At 65.4% G+C, this 14,555-nt stretch carries 12 protein-coding genes and 6 tRNA genes; 15 read left to right on the top strand and 3 right to left on the bottom strand.

Annotated features, from left to right (window positions below; all coding sequences use genetic code 11):
• Positions 1-9 precede the first annotated feature (9 nt).
• From ACW5IY_RS04500 to ACW5IY_RS04555, 12 genes are all read left to right on the top strand, one after another.
• Positions 10-94, top strand: a tRNA-Leu gene (locus ACW5IY_RS04500).
• A gap of 189 nt (positions 95-283) precedes the next feature.
• Entirely contained in the window at positions 284-1,579 is a 1,296-nt protein-coding gene (tig, locus tag ACW5IY_RS04505) for a trigger factor (protein WP_049400909.1), read from the top strand.
• A gap of 76 nt (positions 1,580-1,655) precedes the next feature.
• Complete coding sequence (gene clpP, locus ACW5IY_RS04510) at positions 1,656-2,282, top strand: ATP-dependent Clp endopeptidase proteolytic subunit ClpP (RefSeq protein WP_004146318.1); 627 nt, start codon at positions 1,656-1,658, stop codon at positions 2,280-2,282.
• A 126-nt stretch (positions 2,283-2,408) separates the two neighbouring features.
• Positions 2,409-3,698, top strand: a complete 1,290-nt coding sequence (gene clpX / locus ACW5IY_RS04515; RefSeq protein WP_019336555.1) for an ATP-dependent Clp protease ATP-binding subunit ClpX — start codon at positions 2,409-2,411, stop codon at positions 3,696-3,698.
• Between the two features lie 142 nt (positions 3,699-3,840).
• A complete protein-coding gene (gene lon, locus ACW5IY_RS04520; RefSeq protein ID WP_049434084.1) occupies positions 3,841-6,291 on the top strand; it encodes an endopeptidase La in 2,451 nt (816 codons plus the stop codon).
• A 217-nt stretch (positions 6,292-6,508) separates the two neighbouring features.
• A complete protein-coding gene (locus ACW5IY_RS04525) occupies positions 6,509-6,781 on the top strand; it encodes an HU family DNA-binding protein (protein WP_004146343.1) in 273 nt (90 codons plus the stop codon).
• Between the two features lie 11 nt (positions 6,782-6,792).
• A tRNA-Val gene (locus ACW5IY_RS04530) sits at positions 6,793-6,867 on the top strand.
• Between the two features lie 26 nt (positions 6,868-6,893).
• A tRNA-Asp gene (locus ACW5IY_RS04535) sits at positions 6,894-6,970 on the top strand.
• Between the two features lie 84 nt (positions 6,971-7,054).
• Positions 7,055-7,131 (top strand) — tRNA-Asp (locus ACW5IY_RS04540).
• Between the two features lie 87 nt (positions 7,132-7,218).
• Positions 7,219-7,295 (top strand) — tRNA-Asp (locus tag ACW5IY_RS04545).
• 106 nt (positions 7,296-7,401) lie between these two features.
• Positions 7,402-7,478, top strand: a tRNA-Asp gene (locus ACW5IY_RS04550).
• A 182-nt stretch (positions 7,479-7,660) separates the two neighbouring features.
• Positions 7,661-9,616, top strand: a complete 1,956-nt coding sequence (locus tag ACW5IY_RS04555; protein ID WP_049434286.1) for a peptidyl-prolyl cis-trans isomerase — start codon at positions 7,661-7,663, stop codon at positions 9,614-9,616.
• 192 nt (positions 9,617-9,808) lie between these two features.
• Here ACW5IY_RS04555 and ACW5IY_RS04560 read toward each other — a convergent pair whose 3' ends face one another.
• Both ACW5IY_RS04560 and gloB read right to left on the bottom strand, forming a co-directional pair.
• Positions 9,809-11,008: a lytic transglycosylase domain-containing protein gene (locus ACW5IY_RS04560; protein ID WP_049434288.1), complete on the bottom strand. Its 1,200-nt coding sequence runs from the start codon at positions 11,006-11,008 to the stop codon at positions 9,809-9,811.
• Entirely contained in the window at positions 11,005-11,769 is a 765-nt protein-coding gene (gloB, locus tag ACW5IY_RS04565; RefSeq protein ID WP_049434290.1) for a hydroxyacylglutathione hydrolase, read from the bottom strand. Before gloB ends, ACW5IY_RS04560 begins: the two co-directional genes overlap by 4 nt.
• Positions 11,770-11,780: 11 nt before the next feature.
• Here gloB and ACW5IY_RS04570 point away from each other — a divergent pair, with 11 nt between their 5' ends.
• Genes ACW5IY_RS04570 through dnaQ form a run of 3 tightly spaced genes read left to right on the top strand, consistent with a single transcriptional unit; the run spans position 11,781 to position 13,627 of the window.
• Positions 11,781-12,425 carry a methyltransferase domain-containing protein gene (locus tag ACW5IY_RS04570; RefSeq protein WP_049434293.1) on the top strand — a complete coding sequence of 215 codons (645 nt, stop codon included), beginning with the start codon at positions 11,781-11,783 and terminating at the stop codon, positions 12,423-12,425.
• Positions 12,426-12,438: 13 nt separating this feature from the next.
• The gene (gene rnhA, locus ACW5IY_RS04575; protein ID WP_010483875.1) at positions 12,439-12,891 is read left to right on the top strand and encodes a ribonuclease HI; all 453 of its coding nucleotides are present in this window, start codon (positions 12,439-12,441) and stop codon (positions 12,889-12,891) included.
• Between the two features lie 4 nt (positions 12,892-12,895).
• Complete coding sequence (gene dnaQ / locus ACW5IY_RS04580) at positions 12,896-13,627, top strand: DNA polymerase III subunit epsilon (protein ID WP_010483873.1); 732 nt, start codon at positions 12,896-12,898, stop codon at positions 13,625-13,627.
• A 62-nt stretch (positions 13,628-13,689) separates the two neighbouring features.
• On the opposite strand, the gene ACW5IY_RS04585 is transcribed toward dnaQ, so the two are convergent.
• Positions 13,690-14,394: a PP2C family protein-serine/threonine phosphatase gene (locus ACW5IY_RS04585; RefSeq protein WP_010483871.1), complete on the bottom strand. Its 705-nt coding sequence runs from the start codon at positions 14,392-14,394 to the stop codon at positions 13,690-13,692.
• Between the last annotated feature and the right edge of the window lie 161 nt (positions 14,395-14,555).

Below are 14,555 nucleotides of genomic sequence, written 5' to 3' on the forward strand. Positions count from 1 at the left end.
GCCGGCCACGCGAAAGTGGCGGAATTGGTAGACGCCCTGGATTTAGGTTCCAGTGCCGCAAGGCGTGGGGGTTCGAGTCCCCCCTTTCGCACCAGTGCCGGCCTGTCCCCGCCCTGATCGGGCCATCTGCGCCCCCTTGACCGGCACGCGCTGGCAGTGCAGGCCGAATTGGGCGAAACTAAAGGGCTGCGGCAAGCAGGCGCGTCCCAGACGTCGTGTCCTTACAACCGTTTCATCCCAATCATCGAGCCGGGGGCGTGGGCCACCGGTGGCAGGAGTCAACATGCAAGCTTCGATCGAATCCACCGGCAACCTGGAACGCCGCCTGAGCTTCTCGCTGCCGGAAGAGCGTCTGCAGAGCCACATCGTCGGCCGCCTGGGCGAAATCGCCCGAACCACCCGCATCAAGGGCTTCCGTCCGGGCAAGGTGCCGGCCAAGGTGATCGAGCAGCGCTTCGGCGCGCAGGTCCGTGGCGAGGCGCTGGACGGCCTGCTGCGCGAAACCTTCGACGCGGCCGTGCGCGAGCACGACCTGCGCATCGTCGGCAGCCCGCGCATCGACAAGGGCGACGAGGGTGAGTTCTCCTTCGTGGCCACCGTGGAGGTGGTGCCGGACTTCGGCGACATCGACGTCAGCAAGCTGACCGTTGTGCGCCACAGCGCCGAGATCACCGACGCCGACATCGACCAGATGATCGAGAACCTGCAGAACCAGCGTCGCACCTGGGCCCCGGTCAGCCGCGGCGCACAGGACGGTGACCTGGTCGCGGTGGAAACCTGGTCGCAGGCCGGCGAAGAGCGCCTGCCGGCCGAAGGCACCGAGAAGGGTTCGATCGTGCTCGGCCAGGGCATGATGTTCGACACCATCGAAAAGGGCCTGGTCGGCCTGGCCAAGGGCGAAGAGAAGACCCTGGATGTCGAGTTCCCGGCTGACTGGCGCGTGCCGGTGCTGGCCGGCAAGACCGTGCAGGTCACCGTCAAGGTCGCCGAAGTCTCCGAGCCGGTCGTGCCGGCGGTCGACGAAGCCTTCATCAAGAGCTTCGGCGTGAAGGGCGGCGACGTGGAGCAGTTCCGCAGCGACATCCGCGCCAACCTGGAGCGCGAGCTGAAGGGTGCCCTGATGAACCGCCTGCGCCGCGAAGTGGGCGAGCAGCTCATCGCCGCCTATTCGTCGGTGGAAATGCCGCCGCGCCTGGTCGAGAACGAAGCCCGCGCCATGCTGGCCCAGCAGGTCGAGCAGATCCGCCGCAACGGCCAGAACGTCGGCGAGATCCCGGCCGATGCCCACGAAGGCTTCAAGGAAGCGGCCGCCAAGCGCGTGCTGGTCGGCCTGCTGGTCGGTGAAGTGGCCCGTATCAACGACCTGCGCCTGGAAGCCAAGCGCCTGAACGAAACGATGCGTCTGATCGCGTCGACCTACGAAGAGCCGGAACAGGTCATTGAGATGTACCGCAACGACCCCCAGCTGATGTCTGGCCTGCAGAACCGTGTAATGGAAGAGCAGGTGATCGACTGGATCGCCGAGCGTGCCCAGCACACCGAAGAGAAGCTGTCGTTCCAGGACGCGATCCGCCAGTAAGCCCGGGCGGATCACCGGATGCCCCGCGCCTTTGCCGGCGCGGGGTTGTTGCCCCCCAAGATAGGTACCTCACGTAATGGACAACCGAACCAAAGCCCTGAACCTGGTTCCGATGGTGGTCGAGCAGACCAGCCGCGGCGAGCGTGCCTACGACATCTATTCGCGCCTGTTGAAGGAGCGCCTGATCTTCCTCGTGGGCCCGATCGACGATCACATGGCCAACGTTGTGGTGGCGCAGTTGCTGTTCCTGGAATCGGAAAACCCGGAAAAGGACATCAACATCTACATCAACTCGCCGGGTGGCGTGGTCACCGCCGGCATGGCGATCTACGACACCATGCAGTACATCAAGCCGAATGTGAGCACCACCTGCATCGGCCAGGCCGCCTCGATGGGTGCCCTGCTGCTGGCTGCGGGCGAAGCCGGCAAGCGCTATGCGCTGCCGAACTCGCGCGTGATGATCCACCAGCCGCTGGGCGGCTACCAGGGCCAGGCCACCGACATCGACATCCACGCGCGTGAGATCCTGACCCTGCGTTCGCGCCTGAACGAGGTGCTGGCCAAGCACACCGGCCAGTCGCTGGAGACGATCGCCCGTGACACCGAGCGCGACAACTTCAAGAGCGCCTTCGAGGCGCAGGCCTACGGTCTGGTCGACCAGGTCCTGGAGCGTCGTCCGGATGAGTCGATCCAGGCCGGCTGACCGGCCTTCACGGGGCCATGGAGGCCCCGTTCCTGCAGGGTCGGGTGGGACTGGTGTCCCCTCGGCCCTGTGCTATTCTCGAATCGAACCCCCGTTCAGCGGGTGGGGTAACTGGGTAAGCGAAGCATGAGCGAAGACCGCCAAGGTCGTTCCACGGACACCGGCAAGATCCTCTACTGCTCTTTCTGCGGCAAGAGCCAGCATGAAGTGCGCAAGCTGATTGCGGGTCCGAGCGTGTTCATCTGCGATGAGTGCGTGGAGCTGTGCAACGACATCATCCGCGAGGAGCTTGAGGAAAAGGCGCAGTCGGCGCGCAGTTCGCTGCCGAAGCCGCGCGAGATCCTCGAGGTGCTCGACCAGTACGTGATCGGCCAGAACCGCGCCAAGCGCACCCTGGCCGTGGCCGTGTACAACCACTACAAGCGCATCGAGAGCCGGCAGAAGAACGACGACGTCGAACTGGCGAAGTCGAACATCCTGCTGGTCGGCCCGACCGGTTCGGGCAAGACCCTGCTGGCCGAGACCCTGGCCCGCCTGCTCAACGTGCCGTTCACCATGGCCGACGCCACCACGCTGACCGAAGCCGGTTACGTGGGCGAGGACGTGGAGAACATCATCCAGAAGCTGCTGCAGAAGTGCGACTACGACGTCGAGAAGGCACAGCAGGGCATCGTCTACATCGATGAAATCGACAAGATCTCGCGCAAGAGCGAGAACCCGTCGATCACCCGCGACGTGTCCGGCGAAGGCGTGCAGCAGGCCCTGCTGAAGCTGATCGAAGGCACCGTGGCCAGCGTTCCGCCGCAGGGCGGCCGCAAGCACCCGCAGCAGGAATTCCTGCAGGTGGACACCAAGAACATCCTGTTCATCTGCGGCGGCGCGTTCGCTGGGCTGGACAAGGTGATCCAGGCCCGTTCCACCGACGTCGGCAGCATCGGCTTCGGCGCCAAGGTGAAGAGCAGCGAGCGCAAGCAGGAAGTGGGCAAGGTGCTGGCCGAAGTCGAGCCGGAAGACCTGATCAAGTTCGGCCTGATCCCCGAGTTCGTCGGCCGCCTGCCGGTGGTGGCGACCCTGGAGGAGCTGGACGAGCCGGCCCTGATCAGGATCCTGACCGAGCCGAAGAACGCCATCACCAAACAGTTCAAGAAGCTGTTCGAGATGGAGAGCGTCGAACTGGAGTTCCGTCCGGACGCGTTGTCGGCCATCGCCCGCAAGGCGCTCAAGCGCAAGACCGGCGCCCGTGGCCTGCGCACCATCGTCGAATCGGTCCTGCTGGACACCATGTACGACCTGCCGTCGCAGGAAAACGTCAGCAAGGTGGTGGTGGACGAGTCGGTGATCGAGCACAAGTCCGAGCCGTACCTGATCTACCAGACCCCGGCGGCCCCTGAACAGAAGGCCGCAGGCGCCGAGTGATCCTTCCAGGTTGTTGATTGGAAAGGATTTTCAAGGAATGCCTTGCATCTGAAAGCCGATGGCCCCATAACGGGGCCATCGGCTTTTTTTGTCTCCGGAAGATGCCCTCCCGGAGGCGGTTTTCCCCTTCCCTGGAGCCCCCATGGCCCGTTCCCCAAGTGAAACCCTCGACCTGCCGGTCCTGCCGCTGCGCGACGTAGTGGTGTTCCCGCACATGGTCATCCCGCTGTTCGTCGGCCGTGACAAGTCCATGCACGCGCTCGAACAGGCAATGGAATCGGACAAGCGCATCCTGCTGCTGGCGCAGAAGTCGGCCGAGACCGATGACCCGCATGCGGCCGACCTCTACCAGGTCGGTACGCTGGCGCAGGTGCTGCAGCTGCTGAAGCTGCCCGACGGCACCATCAAGGTGCTGGTCGAAGGCCTGTCGCGCGTGCAGGTCACCCACGTCGACGAGCGCAACGGCTCGCTGCACGGGCAGGCGGTGGAAATCGACGCCACCGACGAGCGCGAAGCGCGCGAGGTCGAGGCGATCGCCCGCTCGCTGATGTCGCTGTTCGAGCAGTACGTCAAGACCAACCGCAAGCTGCCGCCGGAACTGCTGCAGACGCTGTCGGGCATCGATGAGCCGGCGCGCCTGGCCGACACCATCGCCGCGCACATCAGCGTGCGCCTGGCCGACAAGCAGCGCCTGCTGGAAACGCTGGCCGTCGGCGATCGCCTGGAGATGCTGGTCGGCCTGGTCGATGGCGAGATCGACGTGCAGCAGATGGAAAAGCGCATCCGCGGCCGCGTGAAGTCGCAGATGGAGAAGAGCCAGCGCGAGTACTACCTCAACGAACAGATGAAGGCCATCCAGAAGGAACTGGGTGACCTGGACGACGCGCCGGGCGAGCTGGAAGAGCTGGCCCGCAAGATCGCCGAAGCCGGCATGCCGAAGGCCGTTGAAGCCAAGGCACGCAACGAACTGAACAAGCTCAAGCAGATGTCGCCGATGTCGGCCGAAGCCGCGGTCGTGCGCAACTACCTGGAGTGGCTGCTGGGCGTGCCGTGGAAGAAGCGCAGCAAGGTGCGCAAGGACCTGAAGGTGGCGCAGGACACCCTCGATGCCGATCACTACGGCCTGGAGAAGGTCAAGGAGCGCATCCTTGAATACCTGGCGGTGCAGTCGCGCGTGAAACAGATGAAGGGCCCGATCCTGTGCCTGGTCGGGCCGCCGGGCGTGGGCAAGACCTCGCTGGGCCAGTCCATCGCCAAGGCCACCAACCGCAAGTTCGTGCGCATGTCGCTGGGCGGCGTGCGTGACGAGGCCGAGATCCGTGGCCACCGTCGTACCTACGTCGGTTCGATGCCGGGCCGCATCGTGCAGAACCTCAACAAGGTCGGCAGCAAGAACCCGCTGTTCGTGCTCGACGAGATCGACAAGATGTCGATGGACTTCCGTGGCGATCCGTCTTCGGCGCTGCTGGAAGTGCTCGACCCGGAGCAGAACAACGCGTTCAACGACCACTACCTGGAAGTGGATCTGGACCTGTCCGAAGTGATGTTCGTGGCCACCTCGAACTCGCTCAACATTCCGGGCCCGCTGCTGGACCGCATGGAAGTGATCCGCATCCCCGGCTACACCGAGGATGAGAAGCTCAACATCGCCACCCGCTACCTGGTGCCGAAGCAGATCAAGGCCAACGGCCTGCAGCCGGAAGAACTGGAGATCGGCAGTGATGCCATCCAGGACATCGTGCGCTACTACACGCGCGAATCGGGCGTGCGCAACCTGGAACGCGAGATCGCCAAGATCTGCCGCAAGGTGGTGAAGGAGATCGCGCTGGCCGGCCCGCAGCCGGTGAAAGCGAAGAAGGGCACGAAGAAGTCCAAGGCGCTGGTGAGCGTGTCCAGCAAGAACCTGGACAAGTACCTGGGCGTGCGTCGCTTCGACTTCGGCCGTGCCGAGGAAGAAAACGAGATCGGCCTGGTCACCGGCCTGGCCTGGACCGAAGTCGGTGGCGATCTGCTGCAGATCGAATCAACGCTGGTGCCGGGCAAGGGCCAGCTGATCCTGACCGGCCAGCTCGGCAACGTGATGAAGGAATCGGCGTCGGCGGCACTGTCGGTGGTGCGTTCGCGCGCCGTGGGCTTCGGCATCGACAGCGACTTCCTGCAGAAGCACGACGTGCATCTGCACGTGCCCGATGGCGCCACGCCGAAGGACGGCCCGAGTGCTGGTGCGGCAATGGTCACCTCGCTGGTTTCGATGCTGACCAAGGTGCCGGTGCGTGCCGACGTGGCGATGACCGGCGAGATCACCCTGCGTGGTCGTGTCACCGCCATCGGTGGCTTGAAGGAGAAGCTGCTGGCCGCACTGCGGGGCGGCATCCGCACGGTCATCATCCCGGAAGAGAACCGCAAGGACCTTGCAGACATTCCGGCCAACGTCACCCGCGATCTGGAGATCGTGCCGGTGAAGTACATCGAAGAAGTCCTGGACCTGGCGCTGGAGCGTCCGCTGGCACCGAAGAAGGCGCGCAAGAGTGCGCAGCGTGTCACGGTGCGCAGCAAGGCCAAACCGAGTGGAAGCGCGCGCGTCAAGCATTGACGCGCGCTGTCCGATGGCCCGAAACCCGCGTCGTTGCTGGCTTTCCAGCTTGCGTGGGGGTAGGGCCACTGGTATAAAAGCAGCACTCGCGAATGAGTGATCGCTGTCAGCGATGACTGAATCGGCGAACCGTTTCCACATGGCGGCCGCATGCAGAAGGCGTGCGGTTGCTTCCCTGTCGAATAAGCGGAACCCACCGCCAAAGGAGTTGTAGAGAATGAACAAGACCGAATTGATCGATGCCGTTGCTGAAGCTGCCGACCTGACCAAGGCCGAGTCCAGCCGCGCTGTCGATGCCGTCGTTGCTGCCGTCACCAAGGCGCTGAAGGACGGCGATGCGGTCACCCTGGTTGGCTTCGGTACCTTCCAGGTCCGCGACCGTGCTGCCCGCACCGGCCGCAACCCGAAGACCGGCGACACCATCAAGATCGCTGCTTCGAAGAATCCGTCGTTCAAGGCTGGTAAGGCCCTGAAGGATGCTGTAAACTAAGCGGCTCGCTGGGGTGCTTAGCTCAGCGGTAGAGCGTCTCCTTTACACGGAGAGGGTCGGGGGTTCGAAACCCTCAGCACCCACCACAGCACCGCGGTAAAAGTTTGAGTGTGGAGCGGTAGTTCAGCTGGTTAGAATGCTGGCCTGTCACGCCGGAGGTCGCGGGTTCGAGTCCCGTCCGCTCCGCCATTCAACGAGGCCTCCGGCCAAAAGCTGGAGGCTTTGTTTTCTCCCCGGTCCAGGCCGGTGGGAAAACAAAAAAAGCAACAATGCGGAGCGGTAGTTCAGCTGGTTAGAATGCTGGCCTGTCACGCCGGAGGTCGCGGGTTCGAGTCCCGTCCGCTCCGCCACTACATCGAGGCCCCCGGCCCAAAGCTGGGGGCCTTGTCTTCTCACCGACAGGTTCGGGAGGAAGACGAAAAGGTTTTTGCAAGAACGGAGCGGTAGTTCAGCTGGTTAGAATGCTGGCCTGTCACGCCGGAGGTCGCGGGTTCGAGTCCCGTCCGCTCCGCCATTGCAGAATTCTTAAGTCCCTGTGAAAAAACTTTGAAAAAAGTGTTCATCGGGCTGGGTTTCCAGGGAGTCTTCGGATATACTGGGCGCCTGCAAAGTTTCAGCGCGGAGCGGTAGTTCAGCTGGTTAGAATGCTGGCCTGTCACGCCGGAGGTCGCGGGTTCGAGTCCCGTCCGCTCCGCCAACTTTAAAAGCCCTCGGCGCAAGCCGGGGGCTTTTTCTTTGGGCCGTGCCGGCAGGCCTGCCGATGTGCTGATGGTGCAGGTCCACGAAGATCGGCGCAGGCCGCGCCGGCGCTGCTTTTGGTCCCTGCGGCGAAGCGGGTTACACTGCCGGGCTCGCCAATCAGGCCTTGTGATTCTCACCATGCTGCAGAAACTCCGCGACAAGACCTCAGGCTGGATCGTCACCGTGATCCTGGGGCTGCTGATGATTCCGTTCCTGTTCGTGATCGACAACAGCTACCTCGGTGGCGTTGGCGCACAGAACGTGGCCAAGGTTTCCGCGCCGCCGACCTGGTGGCGTTCGGCGCCGTCGTGGTGGCCGGTGCGCATGCTGTGGCAGCACCACGAGATCAGTGCGCAGGATTTCCGCACCCGCTTCGAGCAGGAGCGCATGCGCGAGCGCCAGCAGCAGGGTGAGAACTTCGACCCGCGCGCGTTCGAAAGCACTGAAAACAAGATGGCCGTGCTCGATCAGCTGATCGACGAGCAGGTCGTGCGCCTGGTGGGCGAGCAGGCCGGTGTCGTGGTGGGCGACGGTGCGGTGCGCGAGTACATCGCCACCATCCCGGCCTTCCTCGATTCGAACGGCAAGTTCAACGAGAACAACTATCGCCTGGCCCTGGCCGGTGGCAATCCGCCGCGTACGCCCACGCAGTTCCAGGAGCTGGTGCGCGAGAGCCTGCAGCAGTCGGTGATTCCGTCGGGCCTGCAGAATTCGGGCTTCGTCACCCAGGCCGAGACCGAGCGCCTGCTGAAGCTGCTGGGTGAAACCCGCGACGTCGAGCTGGCCGCGCTGCCGGAAGTGCCGGCCGATACCGCGCCGGTCACCGACGAACAGATCAAGCAGTGGTATGACAGCCACGGCAAGGATTTCCGCCAGGCCGAAAGCGTGTCGCTGGAATACGTCGAGATCAACGGCGCGAACCTGCCGGCACCGACCGCGGCTGACGAAGCGACCCTGCGCAAGCGCTATGAAGACGAGAAGGCGAAGTTCACCTCGCCGGAACAGCGCCAGGCTGCCCATATCCTGATCACCGGTGACGGCGCCGAAGCCAAGGCGAACAAGATCGCTGCCGAAGCCAAGGCGGCCGGTGCCGACTTCGCTGCACTGGCCAAGGCCAATTCGGAAGACCCGGGTTCAAAGGATCAGGGCGGTGACCTGGGTTGGGTCGAACGCGGCGCGATGGTCAAGCCGTTCGAAGATGCGCTGTTCGCCGCCAAGGCCGGTGACGTGATTGGCCCGGTCAAGACCGAGTTCGGCTACCACATCATCAAGGTCGCCGCGGTGCGCGGTGGCGAAGGCAAGTCCTTCGAGGAAGTGCGTGACACGCTGGCTGCCGAGCAGTTGAAGGCCGACGGCGAGCGCGGCTTCAACGAACTGGCCGGCAAGCTGGTCGACGCCATCAACAAGAGCCCGAGCGATCTGGCTGCTGCGGCCAAGGAAGTGAACCTGCCGCTGCAGACCCTGGGCCCGATCACCCGTGCCACTGCCAGTGGCATCGCCGCTGACCCGGCCGTGCTGCGTGCCGCGTTCTCCGACGTGCTGGTGCAGGACGGGACCGCCAGCGACCCGATCGCCCTGGGCGGCGCGACCAACCACAGCGTGGTCATCCGCGTTGCCGCGCATACTCCGGAACAGGCAACGCCGCTGGACAAGGCGCGCGAACAGGTGATCGCCGCGATCCGCGCCGACCGCCAGCGCCAGGCCAGCGACAAGGCCGCCGACGCCGTGCTGGCCAAGCTGAAGGCCGGTGCCACCCTGCAGTCGCTGGCTGCCAGCGAGAAGCTGCAGCTGAGCCCGATGCCAGGCCTGCCGCGCAGCCAGCCGGTGCCGACTCCGGAAATCAACCGCGCAATCTTCAGCGCGCCGGTGCCGGCCGAGGGCAAGCCGAGCTATGGCAAGGTGGATGTCAACGGCCACGCGCTGCTGTTCGCAGTGAACAAGGTCAACCCGGGCGACATCAAGGAAGTGACTGCCGAGCAGCAGAAGCAGCTCAAGGACCAGCTCAGCCAGATCGATGGCATGGCCGCAGCCAAGGCCTACGTCGAGGCGATGCGCAAGAAGTTCGTGATCCAGACCACCGAAGAGAACCTGTAAGCCTGGCGGCGAGCAGGATCGAAGAAGGCCCGGCATTGCCGGGCCTTTTTTTTGTCGTCGCGTCGTTTGTGGCGCGCTTGAGCTTTGGTGGTGGTCGAGCTTGCTCGACCGCCCTTTGCAGACATGAAAAAGCCGAGCATGGGCTCGGCTCTACAGGAAGCAGGGCAGGGCGCGGCTGGAACCGCGCCTGCTTCAATCCTCGACGCGCAGTACCGCGCCCGGCTTCAGCACGCTGCTGCCGCTCAGGCCGTTCAGTGACAGCAGCGCCTTCACCGGCATGCCGTAGCGACGGGCGATGGTCCATGCCGACTCGCCATCACGCACGGTGTGGCGGCGGGTGCGCGGGCGATCAGCGATCGCGGCGACGGTCTTGGCCGCCCGCGGCGTCGGCGTGGTCGTGGCAACCGGTGCGGTGCTGGCCACCAGTGTGGTCGCGGTTTCCGTCACCGTCGCATTAGCGGCTGAGACCGGGGCCAGCACCCGGGTGGTTCCCGAGGCGCGATTGCCGGCGGCCAGGGCCGGGTTGAGGCGGGCGATCCTGGCAGGGTCCAGCGCGCGCTGTGCGGCCCACTGCTGGACGCTGGTGCCCGCAGGCAGGGTGTGGTCCTTCAGCACCGGCACGGTGCGGTCCAGCGAGGCCATCACGCCCGGCTGGTCTTCCACGTCTTCCAGCACGCAGGCCAGGGCATGCAGCTTCTCGACGTAGGCATGGGTGACCGGCGACAGGCCCGGCAGGGCTGCCGGCTTGGCGTTCTGCGCGTTCATGCCGGCCTTGCGCATGGACTGCAGCACGCGGTACTCGCCGGCGTTGTAGGCCATGGTGGCCAGACGCCAGTCGCCGCCGAACATGCCGTGCAGGGTCTTCAGGTAGCGCACCGCGGCCTGGGTGGAATCCACCGCCGACAGGCGGCCGTCATAGCCGTTGGCCATCGGCACGCGGTGGTTGCGCGCGGTGGTGGCGATGAACTGCCACAGGCCGGTCGGGCCGCTGCCGTTGCGGGCATTGGGCCGATAGCCGCTTTCCACGAACGGAATCAGCGCGAATTCGGTGGGCAGGTTGGCCTTGCGCAGCTCTTCGACCACATAGCCGAACAGCACCAGCGCATCGTCATCCTGGTTGGCCAGGCGCGAGGGGGCGTGGGCGAACTGCTTCTGCCAGCGCGGGCTGGTGGCCTCGGCATCGCAGCTGGGCTCGGCCAGGCCGTCGCGGAAGCTGGTGAAGATCTCCTGGCCATTGCGTACGGAGGCGGCGGGCAGCGCTGACGCGTCCAGCGGCAGGGCCGCAGCAGCGGTCAGGTTCTGGCTGATGCCGGCCCCCAGCGACTGTGCGCCCGCGGTTCCGGCCAGCCCCAGGGCAAGGCCCAGGGCCAGCGGCAGACTTCGGCGCATCATGCGCGGAAGCCGTCTTTCCAGTGCCGGAGACCGGCCATCACGTCGACGTCGTCCACGACGTCACGGCCCAGGTGTGCCGATACCGATGCACGGATCGGTGCAGCGTGCACACGCAGGAAGGGATTGCAGTCGAATTCGTTGGCCAGGGTTACCGGCAGGGTGGAACGGTCATCGCGGCGCATGGCCAAAGCCTCCTCTTGGCGCTGCCACAAGGCAGCGTTGGCGGGGTCGACATGCCGCGCGAAGACGGCATTTGACACGGTGTACTCATGAGCGCAACAAAGCAGCAGTTGCGCGGGCAGGGCACCCAGCTTGCGCATCGACGCCAGCAGCTGGGACGGCGTACCTTCGAACAGGCGTCCACAGCCCAGGCTGAACAACGAATCTCCGCTGAAAAGATGTTCAGCAGTGTGAAACGCGATGTGGCTGCGGGTATGCCCGGGCACGGATAGTACGTGGAACGTCCGGCCCAGTGCCTGAACGCGTTCACCTTCACCGACCCGCTCGGTCGCCGTGGGAATGCGTTCCTCGACCGGCGCGACGACCCGTACGCCGGGGAAACGCGCCTGCAATGCCGGCACGCCACCGATGTGATCGTCGTGGTGATGGGTGAGCAGGATCGTGTCCACGCGCAGGCCCTGGTCGGCCAGCGCGAGCACGGGCGCGGCATCACCGGGGTCGACGACCACGGCAGCACCCTCGTCGTCGATCAGCGTCCAGATGTAGTTATCCGCAAATGCGGGCAGGGCAGTCAGTCGCATAGAATTGGACCATGCCCGCGCTGCAGAGCACCCGTCAAGCGAGCCAGACCCCGTGGTTCGACAGTGAACCGGCGGAGGCCTTGCGCGTGCTGGAGCGACAGTTACTGCTGCCGCAGCTGTCGGTGCTGCCGGCGCAGCCCTGGCTGTGGATCGCACCAAGTGTGGCCTGGCTGGACGATGCACAGCTGGGCGGACGCGGTCTGCGCCTGTTCCGGCAGGGGCAGGGCTATGCCGGCGACACCCGCTGTGCGCTGCCGTTGCCGCTGGCCAATGAAAGCGTCAATGCGATCGTGCTGCAGCATGTCACCGCGGCCGACGCTGATCGGCTGCTCGACGAGTGCGAGCGCGTGCTGATGCCGGGCGGCCACCTGTGGCTGAGCAGCCTCAATCCGTTCAGCCCGTATCGCACGCGCTGGCGCCAGCATGGGCTGGTGGTGCGCACGCCGCAGCGGATCCGCCTGCTGCTCGGCCGTCATGGGCTGGAGTGCGACGATATGCGTTACCTGGGCCCGCTCTGGCGCGGTGCGGGCAGCCGTCGTCCCGGAGGTTGGGCACCGCTGCGCGCGGCCTGCCTGTTCCATGCCGAAAAACGCACGCTGGCCCTGCCTGGGCCGAAACCGCTGCCGGTGCGCTGGCACGGCACCGTAGCTACCTGATTCTGGAGTTGTATTGAAAACCATCGAAATCCACACCGACGGTTCCTGCCTTGGCAATCCCGGCCCCGGCGGCTGGGCTGCGCTGCTGCGCTACAAGGGCCACGAGCGTGAGCTGAGCGGTGGCGAGGCGCACACCACCAACAACCGGATGGAGCTGATGGCGGCCATTTCCGGGCTGGAGTCGCTGACCGAACCGTGCAGCATCGTGCTCTATACCGATTCGCAGTACGTGCGGCAGGGCCTGACCCAGTGGATGCCGGGCTGGATCCGCAAGAACTGGAAGACCGCCGGCGGCGATCCGGTGAAGAACCGCGAGTTGTGGGAGCGCCTGCAGGCGGCCACGCTGCGGCATCAGATCGACTGGCGGTGGGTGAAGGGGCACTCCGGCGACCCCGACAATGAGCGGGTGGATACCCTGGCCCGCAACGCGGCGATCCAGATCCGCGACGCCAGCCCGGTAAACTGAGCCCATGCGTCAGATCATCCTCGATACCGAAACCACCGGTCTGGAGTGGAAGAAGGGCAACCGCATCGTCGAAATCGGCTGCGTGGAGCTGTTCAAGCGTCGCCCGACCGGCAACAACTACCACCAGTACATCAAGCCGGACTGCGAGTTCGAACAGGGCGCGCAGGAAGTCACCGGCCTGACCCTGGAGTTCCTCGATGACAAGCCGGACTTCGCGCAGATCGCCGACGAGTTCCTGGCCTTCATCGATGGCGCCGAACTGATCATCCATAACGCGGCATTCGATCTGGGCTTCCTCGACAACGAGCTGTCGCTGCTGGGGCCGCAGTACGGGAAGATCACCGACCGCTGCACCGTGATCGATACCCTGGTGATGGCGCGCGAGCGCTTCCCGGGCCAGCGCAATTCGCTGGATGCGCTGTGCAAGCGGCTGGGCGTGGACAACTCGCACCGTGCACTGCACGGCGGCCTGCTCGATGCGCAGATCCTGGGCGACGTCTACATCGCGCTGACCTCGGGCCAGGAGGAAATCGGCTTCGGCCTGGGCGATGACGATGGCGGTGGTGCCGGTGCGGCGCTGCAGGCCTTCGATACCAGCAAGCTGCTGCCGCGCCCGCGCGTGGTGGCCACGCCGTCGGAGCTGGAAGCGCATGCCGCGCGACTGGAGCGGCTGCGCAAGAAGGCTGGCCACGCGCTGTGGGATGGCCCGAAGGTGGAAGAGCCCGCCAGCGCATAAACATCCACGCATGGCGTGGATCTACTGTAGAGCCGAGCCCATGCTCGGCTCATGCACCAGGTTCAGTGGCAGCGCACCAGGATGACGCTGATGTTGTCGCGGCCACCGCCGTCGAGCGCGGCCGCGACCAGCGTATCCACGCACTCCTGCGCGCTGGCATCGTCGAAGGCGAGGGTGCGGGCGATGCCGCGGTCGTCCACTTCCTCGGTCAGTCCGTCACTGCACAGCAGCAGCTGCATGCCCGGGCGCAGTTCACCGCTGGTGGTGGCCACGTTCAGATGCGCCGGATCGGTCACGCCCAGCGCCTGGGTGACCACGTTGCGATGCGGATGTGCGCGCGCCTGTTCGGCGGTCAGGTTGCCCTGCGCGACCAGTTCCTGCACCACGCTGTGGTCCTGGCTGAGCTGCGCAAGTTGGCCGTCGCGCCACAGGTAGGCGCGGCTGTCGCCGACCCACGCCACTTCATAGCGATTGCCCTGCACGCGCGCGGCAACCACGGTGGTGCCCATCGGCAGCGTGTCGTTGCGTCGGCGCGAGGCGCGGATGATCTCTTCGTCGGCGGTGCGGATGGCCTGCGCCAGCGGCGCGCCGCGGCGGATCTCGCGCACGATGGTCTCGCGTGCCAGCGCGCTTGCCACTTCGCCGCAGGCGGGTCCGCCCATGCCGTCGGCCACCAGCCACAAGGCCAGCTCGCTGTCACCGTAGTAGGTGTCCTCGTTGAGCTCGCGGCGCATGCCGGGGTGGGTGAGGTGTCCGAATTCGATCATGGGGGCTGGGGCGGGGTGTTGCTGGGGAGACAGGCATCATCGGGTGGCTGCACGCGTCCGGCAAGGCATGCGCTCAGGAAATTTTCACTTGGTTGGCCGGAATGACTTGTCGTCGGCCTCACTTCCTCGTATGATGCGCGTCCCCGGTCCGCCGGGGACCA

Source organism: Stenotrophomonas sp. C-A, assembly GCF_054030835.1.